Source organism: Jeongeupia sp. USM3 (assembly GCF_001808185.1).
In the GTDB taxonomy this organism is placed as follows: Bacteria; Pseudomonadota; Gammaproteobacteria; order Burkholderiales; family Chitinibacteraceae; genus Jeongeupia.
This window is the reverse complement of sequence record NZ_CP017668.1, coordinates 646129-664100: the sequence shown is the minus strand read 5'-3', so window position 1 is coordinate 664100 and position 17972 is coordinate 646129. Positions and strand designations below refer to the sequence as shown.

Annotated in this window: 18 protein-coding genes; 8 read left to right on the top strand and 10 right to left on the bottom strand. The window is 65.9% G+C overall.

What is annotated here, in order from left to right:
• Position 1 precedes the first annotated feature (1 nt).
• Together BJP62_RS02975 and cobA are read left to right on the top strand one after the other, a co-directional pair.
• On the top strand, positions 2–2716 hold the full coding sequence (locus tag BJP62_RS02975; protein ID WP_070526341.1) for a nitrate reductase: 2715 nt from the start codon (positions 2–4) through the stop codon (positions 2714–2716).
• A gap of 109 nt (positions 2717–2825) precedes the next feature.
• Positions 2826–3560, top strand: coding sequence for a uroporphyrinogen-III C-methyltransferase (gene cobA, locus BJP62_RS02970; protein ID WP_070526338.1), 735 nt, complete (start codon positions 2826–2828; stop codon positions 3558–3560).
• Positions 3561–3666: 106 nt separating this feature from the next.
• Here the strand turns inward: cobA and BJP62_RS02965 are convergent, their stop codons facing one another.
• The 5 genes from BJP62_RS02965 to BJP62_RS02945 form a co-directional block, all read right to left on the bottom strand.
• A complete protein-coding gene (locus BJP62_RS02965) occupies positions 3667–4056 on the bottom strand; it encodes a hypothetical protein (protein WP_070526337.1) in 390 nt (129 codons plus the stop codon).
• A 146-nt stretch (positions 4057–4202) separates the two neighbouring features.
• Positions 4203–4616 carry a DoxX family protein gene (locus BJP62_RS02960; protein ID WP_070526334.1) on the bottom strand — a complete coding sequence of 138 codons (414 nt, stop codon included), beginning with the start codon at positions 4614–4616 and terminating at the stop codon, positions 4203–4205.
• Between the two features lie 17 nt (positions 4617–4633).
• Positions 4634–5125 carry an SgcJ/EcaC family oxidoreductase gene (locus BJP62_RS02955; protein WP_070526331.1) on the bottom strand — a complete coding sequence of 164 codons (492 nt, stop codon included), beginning with the start codon at positions 5123–5125 and terminating at the stop codon, positions 4634–4636.
• 15 nt (positions 5126–5140) lie between these two features.
• Positions 5141–6127, bottom strand: a complete 987-nt coding sequence (locus BJP62_RS02950) for a zinc-binding dehydrogenase (RefSeq protein WP_070526328.1) — start codon at positions 6125–6127, stop codon at positions 5141–5143.
• 10 nt (positions 6128–6137) lie between these two features.
• On the bottom strand, positions 6138–6515 hold the full coding sequence (locus tag BJP62_RS02945; protein WP_070526326.1) for a nuclear transport factor 2 family protein: 378 nt from the start codon (positions 6513–6515) through the stop codon (positions 6138–6140).
• Positions 6516–6637: 122 nt separating this feature from the next.
• On the opposite strand from BJP62_RS02945, the gene BJP62_RS02940 reads away from it, so the two are divergent.
• Positions 6638–7540: a LysR family transcriptional regulator gene (locus BJP62_RS02940; RefSeq protein WP_070526323.1), complete on the top strand. Its 903-nt coding sequence runs from the start codon at positions 6638–6640 to the stop codon at positions 7538–7540.
• 105 nt (positions 7541–7645) lie between these two features.
• Here BJP62_RS02940 and BJP62_RS02935 read toward each other — a convergent pair whose 3' ends face one another.
• Positions 7646–8713 (bottom strand): type II asparaginase, encoded by a 1068-nt coding sequence (locus tag BJP62_RS02935; RefSeq protein WP_070526320.1) that lies wholly within the window; start codon positions 8711–8713, stop codon positions 7646–7648.
• A gap of 452 nt (positions 8714–9165) precedes the next feature.
• Here BJP62_RS02935 and BJP62_RS02930 point away from each other — a divergent pair, with 452 nt between their 5' ends.
• A complete protein-coding gene (locus tag BJP62_RS02930) occupies positions 9166–9528 on the top strand; it encodes a cupin domain-containing protein (protein WP_070526317.1) in 363 nt (120 codons plus the stop codon).
• Position 9529: 1 nt separating this feature from the next.
• On the opposite strand, the gene BJP62_RS02925 is transcribed toward BJP62_RS02930, so the two are convergent.
• From BJP62_RS02925 to BJP62_RS02910, 4 genes are all read right to left on the bottom strand, one after another.
• Entirely contained in the window at positions 9530–10291 is a 762-nt protein-coding gene (locus BJP62_RS02925; RefSeq protein ID WP_070532218.1) for a ParA family protein, read from the bottom strand.
• A gap of 120 nt (positions 10292–10411) precedes the next feature.
• On the bottom strand, positions 10412–10951 hold the full coding sequence (locus BJP62_RS02920) for a GNAT family N-acetyltransferase (RefSeq protein WP_070526316.1): 540 nt from the start codon (positions 10949–10951) through the stop codon (positions 10412–10414).
• A 458-nt stretch (positions 10952–11409) separates the two neighbouring features.
• A complete protein-coding gene (locus tag BJP62_RS02915; protein ID WP_070526313.1) occupies positions 11410–12819 on the bottom strand; it encodes a PhoH family protein in 1410 nt (469 codons plus the stop codon).
• 73 nt (positions 12820–12892) lie between these two features.
• Positions 12893–13351 carry a peroxiredoxin gene (locus tag BJP62_RS02910; RefSeq protein WP_070526310.1) on the bottom strand — a complete coding sequence of 153 codons (459 nt, stop codon included), beginning with the start codon at positions 13349–13351 and terminating at the stop codon, positions 12893–12895.
• 154 nt (positions 13352–13505) lie between these two features.
• Between BJP62_RS02910 and dcd the strand changes: the two genes are divergently transcribed.
• The 4 genes from dcd to BJP62_RS02890 all read left to right on the top strand — a co-directional run bounded on the left by dcd (position 13506) and on the right by BJP62_RS02890 (position 17943).
• Positions 13506–14081: a dCTP deaminase gene (dcd, locus tag BJP62_RS02905; protein ID WP_070526307.1), complete on the top strand. Its 576-nt coding sequence runs from the start codon at positions 13506–13508 to the stop codon at positions 14079–14081.
• Between the two features lie 190 nt (positions 14082–14271).
• Positions 14272–15222: an IS481 family transposase gene (locus tag BJP62_RS02900; RefSeq protein ID WP_070525743.1), complete on the top strand. Its 951-nt coding sequence runs from the start codon at positions 14272–14274 to the stop codon at positions 15220–15222.
• Between the two features lie 166 nt (positions 15223–15388).
• Entirely contained in the window at positions 15389–17470 is a 2082-nt protein-coding gene (locus BJP62_RS02895; RefSeq protein WP_070526305.1) for an HDOD domain-containing protein, read from the top strand.
• Positions 17471–17550: 80 nt separating this feature from the next.
• Positions 17551–17943 carry a hypothetical protein gene (locus BJP62_RS02890; protein ID WP_083300661.1) on the top strand — a complete coding sequence of 131 codons (393 nt, stop codon included), beginning with the start codon at positions 17551–17553 and terminating at the stop codon, positions 17941–17943.
• Positions 17944–17972 lie beyond the last annotated feature (29 nt).

The following is a 17972-nucleotide window of genomic DNA, read 5'->3' as shown; positions in this document are numbered from 1 at the left end:
CATGGGCAAGACCGTCACCAAATCTACTTGCTGCTACTGCGGTGTCGGCTGCGGCGTGCTGATCGAGTCGGACGGCGAGAAGATCACCGGCATCCAGGGCGATCCGTCGCATCCGGCCAACTTCGGCCGGCTGTGCACCAAGGGTATGACCCTGCCGGCGACGGCCGCCAGCCTGACCGGCCGGGCGCTGCATCCGGAAATGCGCCTGACGCGCGACGCCGAACGTCAACGCGTCGACTGGGAGGCGGCGCTCGATACGGTGTCCGAGCGCTTTGCCGACATCATCGAGCGCCACGGCCCGGATGCGGTTGCGTTCTATGTATCGGGCCAGTTGCTGACCGAGGACTACTACGTCTTCAACAAGCTCGCCAAGGGCGTGATCGGCAGCAACAACATCGATACCAATTCGCGGCTGTGCATGAGCAGCGCGGTAACCGCGTACAAGCTGGCGCTCGGTGCCGACGGCCCGCCGACGTGCTACGAGGACCTCGAACTTGCCGACTGCGTGCTGTTCGCCGGCAGCAATATGGCGTACGCGCATCCGGTGCTGTTCCGCCGGCTCGAAGCGGCCAAGGCGACACGGCCGGCAACCAAATGGATCGTGATCGACCCGCGCCGTACCGACACCGCGGCGGTGGCAGACCTGCACCTGCAGATCCAGCCCGGCACCGACGTTGCGCTGTTCAACGGCATGCTGCACCACCTGATCTGGGAAGGGCTGGTCGACCCGGCCTATATCGCCGCGCACACGGCCGGCTTTGCCGACCTGAAGGCACTGGTGCGCGACTATACGCCCAAAATGGCGGCCGAGATCTGCGGCATCCTCGAGGCCGACCTGATCCAGGCGGCGGAATGGTTCGGGCGGACCGACGGCGCCTCGTTGTCGCTGTACTGCATGGGGCTGAACCAGTCGGCGCACGGCACCGACAAGAACCTGGCGCTGATCAACCTGCATCTGGCCACCGGCCAGATCGGCAAGCCCGGTGCCGGCCCGTTCTCGCTGACCGGCCAGCCGAACGCGATGGGCGGGCGCGAGGTCGGTGGCATGGCGACGATGCTCGCTGCGCACCGCGACATCGCGATTCCGTCGCACCGCGCCGAGGTTGCCGAAGTCTGGAACGTGCCGGCCGGCCGGCTTTCGGGCCAGCCGGGCCTGCCGGCGGTGGCGATGTTCGACGCGATTCGCGACGGCCGGATCAAGGCGGTGTGGATTGCCTGTACCAACCCGGCGCATTCGCTGCCCGACGCCGGCAGGGTGGCCGAGGCGCTGGCGGCGGCCGAATTCGTCGTCGTGCAGGAAGCGTTCACCGGCACCGATACCGTGCCGTACGCCGACGTCCTGCTGCCGGCCGCGACCTGGGGCGAGAAGGGCGGCACGGTGACCAACTCCGAGCGCCGCATCTCGCGCGTCCGCGCCGCGATCCCGGCGCCAGGCGAGGCGAAGCCCGACTGGTGGATTGCGTGCGAAGTCGCGAAACGGATCGAAGCTCGCCTGCATCCCGATGAAGCGTCGTGCTTCGGTTATGCGAACACGGCGGCGATTTTCGACGAGCACCGCAGGCTGACGATCGGCCGCGACCTCGACATCGGCGGGCTCGACTATGCACTGCTCGAGTCGCACGGCCCGCAGCAATGGCCGTTGCCGGGCGGCATGAAGCAGGGGCTGGCGCGGCGTTACGTCGACGGCCGCTTCGCGACGCAGGACGGCCGTGCGCGCTTTCACGCGACGCCGTACAAGCCGGTCGCCGAGCCGACCAATGCGCGCTATCCGTTCCACCTGCTCACCGGCCGGCTGCGCGACCAGTGGCACGGCATGAGCCGTACCGGCCGGTTGCCGCAGCTGTTCGCGCACACGCCCGAGGCCAGCCTGACGATGCATCCGAACGACGCCGAGCGCCGGGGCCTCAAGGCCGGCGAGCTGGTCAGGGTCGCCAGCAAGCGCGGCGCACTGGTGCTGCCGCTGGCGATTGGCAACGATGTCCCGAGCGGCAGCGTGTTCGCCGCAATGCACTGGAACGGCCAGTTCCTCAACAGCATCGGCATCAACGAAACCAGTGCGCCGATGGTCGACGGCAAGTCCTTCCAGCCCGAGCTCAAGCACGCAGCGGTGCGGATCGAGCGTGCCGAGCTGCCGTGGCGCGCAATGGCGGCACTGCGCAGTCCCGACGTACTGCAGCTGCACGCGGCGGTGCAGCCTCTGCTCGCCGGCTGCGACTACGCCGCGGTCAGCCTGGCCGGGCGCGATGCGCTGGTGCTGCGCGCTGCCTGTGCCGAGGCGCCGGCCGGCTGGCTCGAACGGCTGTTCGCCGTGCTCGGCCTGCTGCCGGGCGCCGACGTGCTCGAGTACCGCGATGCGCGCCGCAATGTCGTCAAGCGCGTCGGCTGGCACCAGTTGGATGAAGGAGGTGGGGCGCTGGCCGGCTTCGTGTTCGCCGGTGACGTGTCCGGCGCCGAAGGCCTGCTCGACACGCTGCTCGAAGGCGAAACGTGGCAGGGGCCGCGGCTGGCGGTGTTCGCGCCGAAGGGCGCAAGCGCCGCGCCGCGCGACCGGGTCGTCTGCAACTGCACCCAGGTGCGCGAATCGCAGATTCTCGGCCGTGTCGCGACCGGCGCCGGCATCGACCAGCTGAAAGCGGAACTCGGCTGCGGCGGCGTCTGCGGCTCGTGCGTGCCCGAACTCAAACGCCTGTGCGCATCGGCGTCACGGGCGGCCTGAAAACGGTGGCCGGCGCTGCCGGCAAGGGGCCTCACGGGGCCGAAGCGAAGACGGTACGCGTTGACACGGCAAATGCACCCGGCATGCCGGTCACACTGAGGAGAAGATCATGAAAGGCAAAGTCATCCTGCTCGGCGCCGGCCCCGGCGATCTGGACCTGCTGACGCTGAAGGCCGCGAAGGCGCTGGTGGCGGCCGAGATCCTGCTGCTCGACGACCTCGCCAACCCGGAGATCGTGACGCTCGCGCCCGGGGCGCGGGTGATCCGCGTCGGCAAGCGCGGCGGCTGCAAATCGACGCCGCAGGATTTCATCCAGCGGCTGATGCGCCGCTACGCGCTGGCCGGCAAGGTCGTCGTGCGGGTCAAGGGCGGCGAAGTGCTGCTGTTCGGCCGCGCCGGCGAGGAGATCGCCTACCTGCAGGCGGCCGGCGTGCCGGTCGAGATCGTCAACGGCATCAGTTCCGGGCTGGCGGCCGCGGCGAGCCTCGGGATCTCGCTGACGCACCGCGAACACTGCCGCGGCGTGACCTTCGTCACCGCCCATGCACAGGACCACTCCGAACCGGACTGGGATGCGCTGGCCGCGACCGGTACGACGCTGGTGGTCTACATGGGCATGAGCCGGATCGCCAGCCTTGCCGGCGGCCTGATGCGGACGCTGCCGTCGTCTACGCCGGCGGCTGTGGTGCAATGGGCGAGCACCGCGCGCGAGCAGCGGCTGGTGACGACGCTGGCCGCGCTGGCCGGCGACGCCGAAGCCGCCGGCCTCGGCAGCCCGGCGATCATCCTCGTCGGCGAGGCGGTCGGCGAAGCGTTGCCGAGCGCGCTGCCGCTGGCGGCTTAGCGTACCGGCAAAACCTGGCGCAACCCGGCAGTGCGTACGAATGTCCCGCGCCCTGCGGTCGCAACAGCACGAGTACGGCAAGCGAGTACAGACAGGGCTGGCTCGCCTAGCGGTACTTGATCGCGATGCCGATAAGGCGCTGGCCTTCGATGCCTTGAACCGTCGCCGCCCAGTACGGGCCGGACACATAGGCGCCGACCGGCTGGATGCGGTCGTAGACGATGACAACCGCGTCGGCGCCGAGCTGCGCCGCCTCGGCGCGCAGCCTGTTCTCGACATCGGCGACGGCCGGCGCCGGGTCGGTACTGGCGTCGATTTTCACTTCGCCGATCCGGTCGAACGGCTTTTTCGGCTCCTCGCGCAGGATCTGCACCGAATCCGGGCTGGTCGCTGCCGGGTGCGGGGCGCCGACGTACTGGGTCGACGTGGCGTCGATACTGGCGCAGGCCGCGAGCAGCAAGGCGAGGGCGGCGGTGACGAGCGGGGCGGCTTTCATGAAGGTCTCGCTTGGACGGATGAGAATCAATCCCGATTTTAGCGCCAGCCGGAATCGTTGCCATCGAGAACTTCATTGCACAAATGCACAGTGCCGGACAAGAGCGCCACCCCAGCGGGTTCACGTCCGGCGGTCACGCTGGGGCATCAGCGATCGGCGCTAGGAGGCCGGGCCTTGCACCGGCATGCATCCAGGCTGAACCTGCCCGGGCCGTGGATGGCCAGCACGATGAAGCCGCCCGCCATCGCCAGATTCTTCAGGAACATGATCATCTGGATCTGGTCGCCGAACTGCGTGTGGAACAGCGCCGCCGCAGCCAGGCAGAATCCCGCCAGCAGGGCCGAGGCGACGCGGGTCTGATAGCCGGCGAGGACCAGAATGCCGGCGCCGATCTCGAAGACGATCGTCGGCCAGAGCAGGATGGCGGGGACGTGCATGGCTTCCATATACGCCGCCGTGGCGGCCTGTGCGCCGATCTTGCCCACGCCGGAGAGGATGAAGATCAGCGCCATCAGTGCACGGGCGATGACGATCGCGATGGATTGGGCCTGGATATTCATGGTAGGACCTCGCTGTATCAGTTCGGCCGCCGGGGCGGATTGGTGGTGGTAAAAATATAGCGGGCAAAGCGCCACTGCCCATCCGCTTCCCGATGGAAGAGGAACAGCTCCTGATTGGCCTCCGGCCCCGGCGGCTGATCGCTGCCCAGCACCTTGACCGTACCGGTCGAACGGGTCCGGGCAAACGCCCAGTCGTGCGAGAGCTGGCTGATCTCGTCGATCCGGAAGCGGATGTCGAGCCTGATGGCGCCGAAGACGCGCTGATAGGCCTCGCGTACCGCCGCACGCCCGACCGACGGCGGGCTGTGCTGCGGCATGAAAACGCCGTCATCGCTGTAGAGCGCCATGACGCGCTCAACATCCGCGGCATTCAGCGCCTGCTCATAACGGTTGAGCTGCCGGGTGATGCTGGCCGTGGTTGCGTCACCGGTCATGGGTACAGCGGCCAGCGCCGGTACTGCGGCGCTGAAGGCGGCGGCAGCCAGCGCCAGTCGGAAAGACTTGTTCATGATGATGCTCCCGTGTCAGACCACGACCACCAGCTTGCCCTGGGCCTGATTGCTTTCCATCAGGCTGTGGGCACGGCGGACGTCGTCAAAGTTGAAGGTTTCAACGCGCAGCGACGGTATGCGCCCGGCGGCAATGCCCTTGGCGATGGTGCGCAGCGGTGCGCTGCTCAACGGCAGCGCGGGCGTGCCCAGCAGCCCGCTGCCGAAGAAGCTCAACTGCGTCGCACCGGGCAGGTCCTGCATCAGGTGAAACTGCTCGAGTACCGGCGGGCCACCGAGCAGGCCGATGACCGTGACTGCGCCGAACGGGCGAAGCGTCCTGATCGTGTCGCGCAGCGTCGCGGCGCCGACCACTTCCAGTGCCGCGTCCACCCCGGCCGGGGCAATGGCGCGAACGGCCGGTGCGATGTCGCCGTTGTCGACGACGACCTCGTCGGCACCAAGCCGCACGAGGCGCTCGGCATGGGCGGGAGAGCGGGTGGTGCCGATCACCCGCAGGCCGAGCACCTTGGCGTAGGTCACCGCGGCCAGGCCGACCGACGAGGTCGCGCCGCGTACCAGCAGGGTTTGCCCTGCTTGCACGGCCAGCGTCCTGACCAGCGCGCCCCATACGGTGAGGTAGGCCTGCGGCAGCGCCGCCAGTTCTTCCCAGGACAGCGCAGTACCGTCGAGTGCAATGACATTGCTGCGCAGAACAGCGATTTCTTCCGCGTAGCTGCCGGTGCGGCCGAACTGCAGACCGCCCATTGCGGTCGCCACCCGCTGGCCGACCCGGAACGTGCCCGACGCGTCGGCGACGACTTCGCCGACCGCCTCGATACCCGGCACCCTGGGGCCGTCGATCGCGCCCGTCTTCCCGGCGCGAAGATACGCTTCGGCGCGGTTGAGGCCGAAGGCCCGTACCCGGATCTGCACTTCATCCGGGCCGGCTTGCGGTGCGGGAATGTCCCGCAGCTGCAGCGCTTCCGGGCCGCCCGCCTGTTCGATCACATACGCTTTCATGATGGTCTCCTCAGGCGCGCGGCAGGCTGGTGGCGAAGAGGTAGCGGTGAATCCGCCATTCGCCGGCTTCACGACGGAAGATGAACAGCTCGTTGTTGCCCTCGTCGACCTCGACGCCGGCGGCCAGAATGTGGGTCCGCCCGGCGGAACTGGTCCGCGCCCAGGCCCAGTCTCCCGATTCCTCGACGTCGTGAATGTCGAAGCGGACTTTGAGCTTCAGGTTCATGAAGACCTGCACGTAGCCGGCCAGTACGGCCTCGCGGCCGACCAGGGCCGGTGCATGCTGCGGCATGAACACCGGCTCCCGGCCGTACAGGTCGAGGATGGTGTCGATGTCGTTGGTGTTGAGTGCCAGTTCGTAAGTGCTGATCAGTTCCCGGATGGACATGGTTTCGGCTCCAGTGATTGGGCGGCTTTTGTCTGCTGCCGTGGAACAACGATATCCCTGTCAAATGCGGTGAAAAAGCCACTATGATTGCAGTCGTCATCTCATAAATGAGAGGTTTGCCGGTGGATCTGAATGCAGTACGGATGTTTGTCGCCGTGGTTCAGGCCGGGAGCCTGTCTGCCGCCGCGACGCGACTGGCGGTGCCACTCCCGACACTGAGTCGCCGCATCCGCGAGCTGGAGCGCGAGCTGAACGTGCAATTGCTGGAGCGGTCGGTGCGGGGCACCAGGCTCACCGACTCGGGCATGCAGCTTTACGAGAGCGCCAACCGGGGGATCGAGGAGCTGGCAGGGGCAGAGAGGGCGGTGATGAGCGATCAGGCACAGCTCAAGGGCCTGCTGCGCCTGTCGCTGCCGCCCGCGTTCGAGCCGTGGTGGGCGCTGCTGTCCCAGTTCCAGCGGCTGTACCCGGGGATAAGGCTGAATGTCTTTACCACCGAGCGGCGTGTCGACCTGATCGAGGATGGCGTCGACGTCGCATTGCGGGTCGGCGCGATTGCGCACGAGGCGATGGTTGCGCGGCATCTGCTGTCCTACCGCCACGTGCTGGTGGCGGGGCCGGCGCTGCTCGAGCGCTTCGGCAAGCCGGAAGCGCCGGCCGACCTGCACCGGTTCCCGTGCGCGACCTGGCGCCTCAGTGCGGCGGGGATTGCCCGCTGGCAGCTCGGCGCGCAGTTGTTCGAGCCGCAGGCCGTGCTGGCCACCAACGATTACCTGCACCTGCACAGTCGCGCCCTGCAAGGCGAAGTCGTGACTGAACTGCCGCCGTTCCTGGCGGCCGAAGCGCTCCGGGACGGTCGCCTCGTGGCGCTGTTGCCGGGCTATCCGCTGCCCGAGCAGCAGATCAACCTGCTTTACCCGTCCCACCGGCACCCGTCGTCGATCGTGCGGGCCTACCTGGAGTTCTGCCGCGACCGCCTGCCCGATGTGCTGAACGGACACCGGTCGTCAGCCGCGCCCGGCTGAACGAAAAAATCCCGCAGCAGTGCCGCGGGGTTGGGGTGTTTGTCGCAGTGCCCGGACCTGATTGTTTTCAAACAGCAATCAAATCGGCGTGCAGCGGTAACTTCCTTAGTAGGTGTAGAACATCCGCTGGATTTCCTTGGTGTCCTTTGTCTTCGTCAGCGCGAGCATCAGGAGGATGCGGGCCTTCTGCGGGCTCAGGTTGTCGGCGGCGACGAAGTCGAGTTCGTCGTCGTTGGCCTCGCCGTTGCGTGCGGTGATGCCGCTGCCGGTGCGCGAGCTGCGGACGACCACGACGCCCTTGCCGCGGGCTTCCTTCAGTGCGTCCTTGACCGGCGTGGCCAGGCTGCCGTTGCCGGTGCCGGCGTGGACGATGCCGACGTCACCGCCGGCGACGAAGGCGTCGATCGGCGTGCGCTTGGCGTTGGCATAACCGTAGACGATGTCGACTTCGGGCAGCTTGTCGAGCTTGCTGACGTCGAATTCGGTGTCGGTCGTGTTCTTGCGGGCGGTGGCGCGGTAGAACACCGGCTTGCCGCGGACAACATAACCGAGGTTGCCCAGTTCCGGCGCGCGGAAGGTGTTGGCCAGCATGGTGCTGGACTTGGTCACTTCGCGGGCACCCTGGATTTCGTCATTCAGCGCGACCAGCACGCCGCGGCCGGCCGAGTCCTTGCTGCCGGCAACGCCGACGGCGTTGTACAGGTTGATCGGGCCGTCGGCGCTGATCGCGGTCGCCGGGCGCATTGCGCCGACGATGACCACCGGCTTCTTGCTCTTCACGGTCAGGTTGAGGAAGTAAGCGGTTTCCTCGATGGTGTCGGTGCCGTGGGTGATGACGATGCCGTCGACGTCGGACTGCTTGAGCAGCTCGTTGACGCGCTTGGCGAGCTTGAGCCAGTGGTCGTTGGTCATGTTCTCGCTGGCGATCTGGAACACCTGCTCGCCCTTGACGTTGGCCACGGTCTTCATTTCCGGCACGGCTTCGATCAGCTTCTCGACGCCGATCTTGGCCGCCGTGTAGCCGACGGTGGTCGTGCTGGTGGCGCCGGTGCCGGCGATCGTGCCGCCGGTGGCAAGGATCATCACGTTGGGCAGCTTGTCGGCCGCGTGGACCGAAAACGCGGTAAACAGCGCAGCGGCACAGAGGCCTTGCTTGGTGAGGGTGGCAAACATCGGCATTCTCTCCGGTGTCGGCAGGCGCTTCGCTCACCGGGTCGGTGACACCGGGCCTGCCCGTTTTCTGGGTTGGAATACGCTGCCCGATGGCAGGGTGAAAACGATCATGCTTGCCGGGTTTTTGCAAACCTATTGTCACCTTTCCTGATGGGGAAATGCCTTAGCAGGGCGCGAAAGGATTTGCGCTATTAGGACGTGGAATCAACGCCTTACGGTTCCTGTTCGTGCTGCATCTGCACAAAAACGGGGCGCAGGGCGCACCCGTGCTGGATGTGCCGAAAGCTGCGTCGCAACAAGGACTTGAATGCGGCCGTGGCACGCCGACCCGTTTTTCGGCGGCTGTCGCGCACCGTCGTGATGCGCCCCGGTGATCGCCGCATCACCGCGGTGGGCGGATACCGGCGGCTGGCGATCGGCTATGCTTGTCGTTTTTCGTACCCGGTCCGACGATGAATCCGCCCCGCATTGTTCCGTTTTCCGCCACCGACGTGGCGCCCAGTCACGATCATCCGCGTCCGGACCGGCGCGTCGACGGCAACCCGCGGCGTACGACGTGGGAGCACTACACCCGGCAGGGGCTGTCCAGCGGCATCTGGGCGTGCGAGGTCGGCAGCTGGAACATCCGCTTTGCCGACAACCGCGACGAGTTCTTCTGCGTGATCGAGGGCTGGGTGCGGCTGCACGACGAGGCCGGCGGCGTGGCCGAATTCGGAGCGGGCGATGCGGGGGTGATTCCGGCCGGTTTTGTCGGCCGTTTCGAGGTCGTCGAGGCGGTGCGCAAGTACTTCGTCGTCGTCGACCAGCCGGGCTGAACTAGAGGCCGACCAGCCCTGTCTCGATCAGCTCGTCGAGCAGCAGCGCCATGTCTTGCGCGGCGTCGCTGTCGGGGTCGAGCGAGAACACGTCGGCGTGGCGGATCACCGCGGCTTCGTACAGCTCGGCCGGCCTCAGCGTGGCGCCGAGTACTTCGCCGGGGTAGTCGTGCCGCAACTGGCGCAGCGCGTGCTCGCTGCCGATACTGCCGCGCTGGTAGCGGTTGAGCAGGTAGCGGCGCGGTTTGCGCGGCACCAGCCGCTCGAGCCCGGCCAGTGTGCGTGCGCTCATCCGCGCGCCGTGCAGCGCCAGCGTTTCCGGCGATACCGGCACCAGCACCAGGTCGGCCGCGAGCAGCGCCGAGAAACCGAGCACGCCGAGCATCGGCCCGCAATCGATCAGCACCGGCGCCTGGCCGTCGAGCATTTCGGCGGTCAGCCCGAGCTTGAGCCGCCACAGGTGGTCGCGATGGCGGGTGAGCTGGGCGTCGACTTTCGACAGCGCCAGCTCGGACGGGATGAAGTCGATGCCGTTCGGCAGCGGCCGGACCAGGTCGGACAGCGCCGCGGTGCCGCGGAAAAAGTCGTGAATCGTCGCGCCGGGGGCGGCGCCGAAGCCCCAGTAATGACTCAGGTGCGCCTGCGGGTCGAGGTCGATCACCAGCGGTGCCGTGCCGTTCTGCGCCATCGCGGCGGCAAGGTTGGCCGTGACGGTCGTCTTGCCGACGCCGCCCTTCTGGTTGAAGACCGCAATCGTGGTCATGGTTTGCCGTTGATCGCCGTTGATCGGATCGCCGACCATAACCAAAACCCGCCGCCTTTCAAAGCCCGGAACGCAAAAAGGGCCGGCAAAGCCGGCCCGTACAACAGCATTTGCTGATTTTTATGCGGGGCGAGCGAGTACGAAATAGTCGAACGTGCCGTCGTCCGCGCATTCGACCGTGCCCTGGCAAGTGAAGCCGCTGCGCAGCAACACCCGGCGCGAATGATCGTGCGCCGGTTTGACGATTGCCATCAAGGCAGGAAGCGGACCGCGCTCGAACAGCCAGCTGCTGGCGGCGCGCACCGCTTCACTGACGTACCCCTGACCACGATGATCGCGCGAGATCGCGTAAGCCACTTCCGGTAAATCAACCTTGACGCTGGGCTTGGGCCAGATACCCAGCCAGCCGATCATCTCCCCCGTGGGCAGGCAGATTGCGAACGGCAGGCTGGGCTGGGCCGGGTTGAAATCGTCGTAGCGCGTGCAGTGCCACGTCAGCCATTGTGTGCATTGCTCCCGGCTCATGGCCCAGTCGTTGAGAATGTCGGTGATTTCAGGCTGAAGCGTCAGCGCATGCAGTGCATCGATGTCATCGAGGGTAAACGCACGCAGGTTCAGGCGCTCGGTTGCAATGTGCAGGGTGCGCAGGTTCTGCGTCATCGGATGATCCAGGTCGGTGGGGTCGATCGGCGCAGCAGACGGGCGTTGCGCTGGCGGTTGAATACGCCGGGCGCGAATCGGTTTGACGTTGCCTCTGGGGTTGCGGTAGTTGCGGATTGCAGTGTGGCCGCTTCTCAGAGCCTGTTCAATGTCTTTTCGCGTCAGCGTTCGGGGCAGTACCGGGGGGCGGGCAAGGCGAGAGCCGCGCCGCGGTACAGGTACCGCAAGCGGTTTGCAACGCTGCACGCAGCCGGCAATGCTCCGAACCCGAAGGGCCGAGCCGGAAAAAGGTCATCCACTGCGTTGTACTCCTTGCCAATAACCGGTTATTGCCCGCGTCGCACGCCTTGTGCCTGACCTTTTTCCGGCCCGGCACTGACGTGAAAAGACATTGAACAGGCTCTCAGCGGGCACGCAACGCGGGCAGGTTTGCCCGCGTTGCGTCGTCTGAGATTGCGCTAGAGTGTTTCGGCCGCGTAGTCGGCCAGCCGCGAACGCTCGCCGCGCTGCAGCGTGATGTGGCCCGAGTGGTTCCAGCCCTTGAAGCGGTCGACGACGTAGGTCAGCCCCGACGAGCCCTCGGTGAGGTAGGGCGTGTCGATCTGGCTGATGTTGCCAAGGCAGACGACCTTGGTGCCGGGGCCGGCGCGCGTGATCAGCGTCTTCATCTGCTTGGGCGTCAGGTTCTGCGCCTCGTCGATGATCAGGAACTTGTTGAGGAAGGTCCGGCCGCGCATGAAGTTGAGCGACTTGACCTTGATGCGCGAGCGGATCAGGTCGCGCGTGGCGGCACGGCCCCAGTCGCCGGCTTCGGCGTCGGTCTGGTTCAGCACGTCGAGGTTGTCCTCGAGCGCGCCCATCCACGGCTGCATCTTTTCCTCTTCGGTCCCCGGCAGGAAGCCGATGTCCTCGCCGACCGGCACGGTGACGCGGGTCATGATGATTTCGCTGTAGATCTTGGTTTCCAGCGTCTGCGCCAGGCTCGCCGCGAGCGTGAGTAGCGTCTTGCCGGTGCCGGCCTGGCCGAGCAGCGAGATGAAGTCGATCTCCGGGTCCATCAGCAGGTTGAGCGCGAAGTTCTGCTCGCGGTTGCGCGCCAGAATGCCCCAGATGGCGTTCTTCTGGTGCGAGTAATCCTTGAGGCTGACGATCAGCGCGCTCTTGCCGTCGATCTCGGCGACCCGGGCAATGAACGGGGTCTCGCCCTGCTGGTACAGCAACTGGTTCGGATAGAGGTCGATGACGTCCGGCCCCTTGATCCGCCAGTAGCTGCGGCCGCCTTCCTGCCAGCTCTGCAGGTCCTTGCTGTTTTTCTCCCAGAAGGCCTGGTCGATTTCGCGCATGCCGGTGTAGAGGAGGTCGGTATCCTCGAGCACCTTGTCGTTGAAGTAGTCCTCGGCCGCCAGCCCCATCGTGCGGGCCTTGATGCGCATGTTGATGTCTTTCGACACCAGAATGACGTGGCGCTTGGGCTGCATCTGCTGCAGGTGGTGGACGACGCCGAGGATCTGGTTGTCGGCCTTGCCCATCGGCAACTGCGACGGCAGCACGCTGGTGATCGCTTCGGTCTGCAGGAACAGCCGGCCGGTGGCCTGCTCCTTGCTCGGGCCGTCGAGCGGCACGCCTTCGTGCAGGCTGTGTTCGCGTCCGGCGACAAGCTCCTCCATGAAGCGGCTGGCCTGCCGGGCGTTGCGGGCGACTTCGGACATGCCCTTCTTGTTGTTGTCGAGTTCTTCCAGCGTCATCATCGGCAGGAAGAGGTCATGCTCCTGGAAACGGAACAGCGAGGTCGGATCGTGCATCAACACGTTGGTGTCGAGTACGAACAGCTTGGTGTCGTCCTTGCGGCGAGGCTTGCGGGCAGCCATGTCGTTCCCCTTGCTGGTTGGTGCTGTGCGGATGCAGCAGCCATGAAAAAAGCGGCGCACGCGCCGCTCTCCCTTACTTCAGTGTCCGGACAAAGCCGAGGACTTCCTCGACATGCCCCGGGACCTTGACGCCTCGCCACTCCCTGGCGATCTGTCCGGTCCGGTCGATGACGAAGGTACTGCGTTCGATGCCACGCACCTGTTTGCCATACATGTTCTTCATTTTCATGACACCGAATGCTTCGCAGGCGGTCTCCTCCGGGTCGGATACCAGTTCGAACGGAAAACACTGCTTGGTCCTGAAGTTTTCGTGCGACCGGACGCTGTCGCGGCTGATGCCGAAGACCTTCACGCCGGCGGCGTCGAACGCGTCGTGATGGATGCGGAAATCGTTGCCCTCGAGCGTGCAGCCGGGGGTGCTGTCTTTCGGGTAGAAGTAGAGGACGAAGGCCTGACCCCTGAGTGCTGCTGTATCGAAAACGCCGCCGCTGGTCGTCGGCAGGCTGAGGGTGGGGCACGGCGTGCTGGACATCTGCGGAGGTTCTCCTTCTCGTTATGCTTACCCTGATTGTCGGCAATCGGCGCGGCGAGGGCAAGTCGGTGGCGGCGGCAAGAGTCGTGTATCCGGCTCGGCTTCCTGCCGGTAAAATGCCGGCCATTCCAATGAAATCAAGCAGGGTATTGCAATGAGCATCAAGTCGGACAGGTGGATTCGGCGCATGGCCGAAGAGCACGGCATGATCGAGCCGTTCATCCCGGGCCAGGTCAAGGAAGTGAACGGCGAGCGCATCGTCTCCTACGGCACGTCGAGCTACGGCTACGACATCCGCTGCGCCGACGAATTCAAGGTGTTCACCAACCTGAACAGCACCATCGTCGACCCGAAGAACTTCGACGAGAACAGCTTCGTCGACGTCTCGGGCAAGGGCTACTGCATCATTCCGCCCAACTCGTTCGCGCTGGCGCGTACGGTCGAATACTTCCGCATCCCGCGCAACGCGCTGACCGTGTGTCTGGGCAAGTCGACCTACGCGCGCTGCGGCATCATCGTCAACGTCACGCCGTTCGAACCGGAATGGGAAGGCTATGTGACGCTGGAGTTCTCGAACACTACGCCGCTGCCGGCGAAGATCTACGCCAACGAAGGTGTCGCGCAGGTGCTGTTCTTCGAGGCCGACGAGGACGACGTGTGCGAAACCAGCTACCGCGACCGTGGCGGCAAGTATCAGGGCCAGAGCGGCGTCACGCTGCCGAAGACCTGAGCGCGGCTGACAAAACCCTGCTGGCTGTGCTCGCTTGCCGTACGCGTACTCTTGCGACCGCAGGGAGTCCCTTTGGGACGTGTTCGCACGCCTAGCTGTGAAGGTTCAATAGGTTGTTTCGGGTGTTCACCCGGAGAAGTTCTGCGAGACTGGAAATCGCCAAACCCCCAGTCACAGAACAAGACACCGGATGAACACACATAAGAATGCCCGACTGACGTATCTGCGTCGCCTGGAAATGGTTCAGGACATCACCGAGCATGGTTTGTCGACCGCGGCGGCGGCGGCACGCCATGGCGTAAGCGCGGTCACCACCCGCAAGTGGCTGGGCCGCTATCTGGTCGGCGGCGCGGCTGCCTTGCTCGACAAATCCTCGCGTCCCGAGCGCTCGCCACGTGCCATTGCGCCCAGCGTTGCCCTGACGATCATCGAATTGCGTCGCAAGCTGTTCCTGCAGGCTCGCATCGCAAGCTATATCGGCGTGTCCAAAGCAACCGTCAGTCGCGTGCTGCGACACGCAGGGCTATCGCGGTTAAGCGACCTGCAGCCCGCAGAGCCTGTGCAGCGCTACGAGCGCGAAACGCCCGGCGAACTGCTGCACGTCGACATCAAGAAGCTCGCCCGCTTCGAGCAGGTCGGCCATCGCATCACCGGCGATCGTCGCCAGAACAGCCGAAACAGCGGCTGGGAATATCTGTTCGTGGCGATCGACGACCATAGTCGCATCGCCTTCACCCGACTCTACCCCGACGAGCGCCGCGCCAGCGCCATCGACTTCCTGCGTGCGGCCAACGACTACTTCAAAACGCTGGGCGTACCGCTCCAGCGCCTGATCACCGATAACGGGCCCGCCTTCCGCTCCCATGACTTCGGCCGCGTTTGCGTTGAACTGGGCATTAAGCAGAGGTTCACCCGCGCCTACCGACCGCAAACCAACGGCAAGGCCGAGCGCTTCATCCAGTCCGCGCTGCGCGAATGGGCCTACGGCCAAACCTATCAACACTCGGATGAGCGCGGCGCAGTCCTGAGGTATTGGAATCATTATTACAACTGGCACCGTCCGCATCACGGCATCGGCTGCCACGTGCCCATGTCCCGTCTCTCAGCAACGAAAAACAACGTCTTGACTCTTCACACCTAGCCAGCACCGTTGCACCGGGTTTTTAGCCGTACTGAATACGCCCTCAGGGTGTCAATCGAAGCCGCCGCACAGGCGGCTTTTTTGTTACGCCCGTTCGCGCCGAGCATGACACCCCGTAAGCCTGCAAGCTATAAGTGCGGTGGGAGGCGTGCAATCGGGAGGGCACATGACCTTGTTATCGCGCTACGTCGTCGACGAGCCGCTGCTGAGCAAGCCGCACTGGTCGCTGCACCGCGGCCGTGACGAACAGGCCGGCCATGCGGTGATGCTGCTGGCGATCCGGCCACCGTGTGACGCGAATGCGCTGCTCGCGTTCCGGTATCCGCAACTGCTGACGCCGGAGGCCGCGTTCGACCACGACGGGGCGAGCTGGCTGGTGATCGGCGACGCCGCGTTCGAGCCGTTGTCACAGCGGTTGAGGCGCGAAGGTCCGGTCGCGCCGCTGTCCGCGGTTGGCTGGGTGCTCGATGTGCTGGCGGCGCAGCGCCATGCCCTGCAGCAGGGGCTGGCGTTCGAGTCCGGCGAAGACACCCTGATGATCGACGCGAAGGGCGGCGGCTGGCTGTTGCCGGTGCCCGGCCCGGCACCTGCGGACCCGTTGCCGGCTGCCGTGCAACTGCTGCAACGCCTGATCGGCGATGCTGCAACCCAGCCCGAACTGCGCGGGCTGGTCGCGGCCAGCGGCGGCGGGGCCGATGCCTGGTCGCAGGCGTTGCGGCGCTGGCTCGATGTGCAGGGCGGGACGCCGACCGGCGGCACGCTCGACAAGCTCCTGTGGCGCATGCAGCGCAGCAGCGACTTTCCGGCGCTGTCGCAGGCCATCAGCAGCCTCAACCAGATCCAGGTCGGCGACGGCGAGCATCTGCAGGCGCTGTCCGACGTGGTGCTGCGCGATTTCGCCCTGACCAACAAGCTGCTCAGGCTGGCCAATTCGGCAATCTACGGCCAGTACGGCGGCACGATCAGTACGATCTCCCGCGCGATCGTGATCCTCGGCTTCAACACGATCCGCAGCCTTGCGGTGACGGTCCTGCTGTTCGAGCACCTGCACGACAAAAGCCGGGCGCAGGCGATCAGGGAGGCAACTTTGCGGGCGTTCTTCTCGGGGCTGCTTGCCCGGGCGCTGCATCGCCGCAGCGGAGCGCGCGATACCGAGGAAACACTGGTCTGCGGCATGCTCCATCATCTGGGCAGGCTGTTGACCATCTATTACTTCCCCGACGACAAGCTGCGCATCGACCAGCGCTGTCGCGAAGGGCGGAGCGAGCAGAGCGCCGCCAAATCGGTGCTCGGACTCGATTTTTCCGAGCTGGGGCGCGGCGTGGCACGGCAGTGGCGCTTTCCGGAGCGCATCTGCCGCAGCATGGAGTCGCTGCCCGACGGCATCGTCCGTGCGGCACAGGCCGAGCAGGAAAGGCTGCGCCAGTACGCCAATCTCGGCAGCGAGCTGCTCGTCGTGCTCGATGGCAGCGACGAGACCGGCATCGACCGGCTGCAGCAACTGCACCGGCGCTATCTGCCGGCCACGGGGCTGACGCTCGACGATCTGAGCACCGTGCTGAACGAAGTCTCGGCGCAGTTTCGCGACTATCTGCATGCGCTGGGCATCACCGCCAGCGACAGCGCGTTCCTGAGCGGTCTGTCCAGGCTGGACGCCGCGCGGCTGAAGGCGGTGGCGCCCGATACGATCGATCAGGCCCGGCTGGAAACGACGCTCGAAGGCGGCACGCGCGCGCATACGGCGATCCTTGCCGCCGGCGTGCAGGACATCGCCAACACGCTGGTCGGCGGTTTCAGTCTCAACGACCTGCTGCGCATGGTGCTCGAAACGATGTACCGCGGCATCGGTTTCGACCGGGTGCTGCTGTGCACGCGTGACGTCAAGCGCCACGCCATCGTCGGCCGCTTCGGCTTCGGCGCCGATATCGCCACCGTTCTGCCCGGTTTCCAGGTCGAGCACGGTGCGGTGGCCGACGTGTTCCAGGTCGCGCTGCAGCGCAATGCCGACATCCTGATCGAGGATACGCACGACGCGACCATTCGCGACCGGATCCCGGCCTGGCACGCGCAGCGGCTCGGAGCGCGGACCTTCATCGTGCTGCCGCTGGTGCTCGACAAGCAGGTGATCGGCCTGCTGTACGGCGATCGCCGCGCGGCCGGCAGCCTGAAGATCGGCAACGACGAGCTCAACCTGCTCAAGACCTTGCGCAACCAGGCGCTGATGGCGATCCGGCAGGCGCAGTCTTGAACGCTGCCGGTTCTGTGCGGTCAGTGCGACATGGACTCACGCAAAAGGACGGGCAATGAAGCAACGCGCAATCGGGGTGAATGATGGCAATTAACTGGCTGGTCGCCCTGCAGGCGATACCGTGGGGGCAGGTGATCGAGAACGCACCGAAGATCATCGACGCGACGAAAAAGCTGTTCACCAAGGCCAAGGCGGCCGAGCCGCCGCGCGAGATCGTCATCGACGCGGGCGCGCCGACCGACGAACCGGCCCGGCTGGGCCGGGTGGAACGGCTGGTCGAGGAAAACCGCCACGAGCTGATCGTGCTGCACGAAGGCTTGCAGGCGTCGACCCGGCTGATCGGCGAGCTGGCCGAGCAGAACGCGCGGATGGTCGGCGAGATCGAGGCATTGCGTCGCCGCGGCCGCGTGCAGTTCTGGTTCTGCGCGCTGCTGGCGCTGCTGCTGGTTGGCGTCCTGCTCAGGCTGGCGTGATGCCGGCGGACAAAAAAAGCGCCCCGACG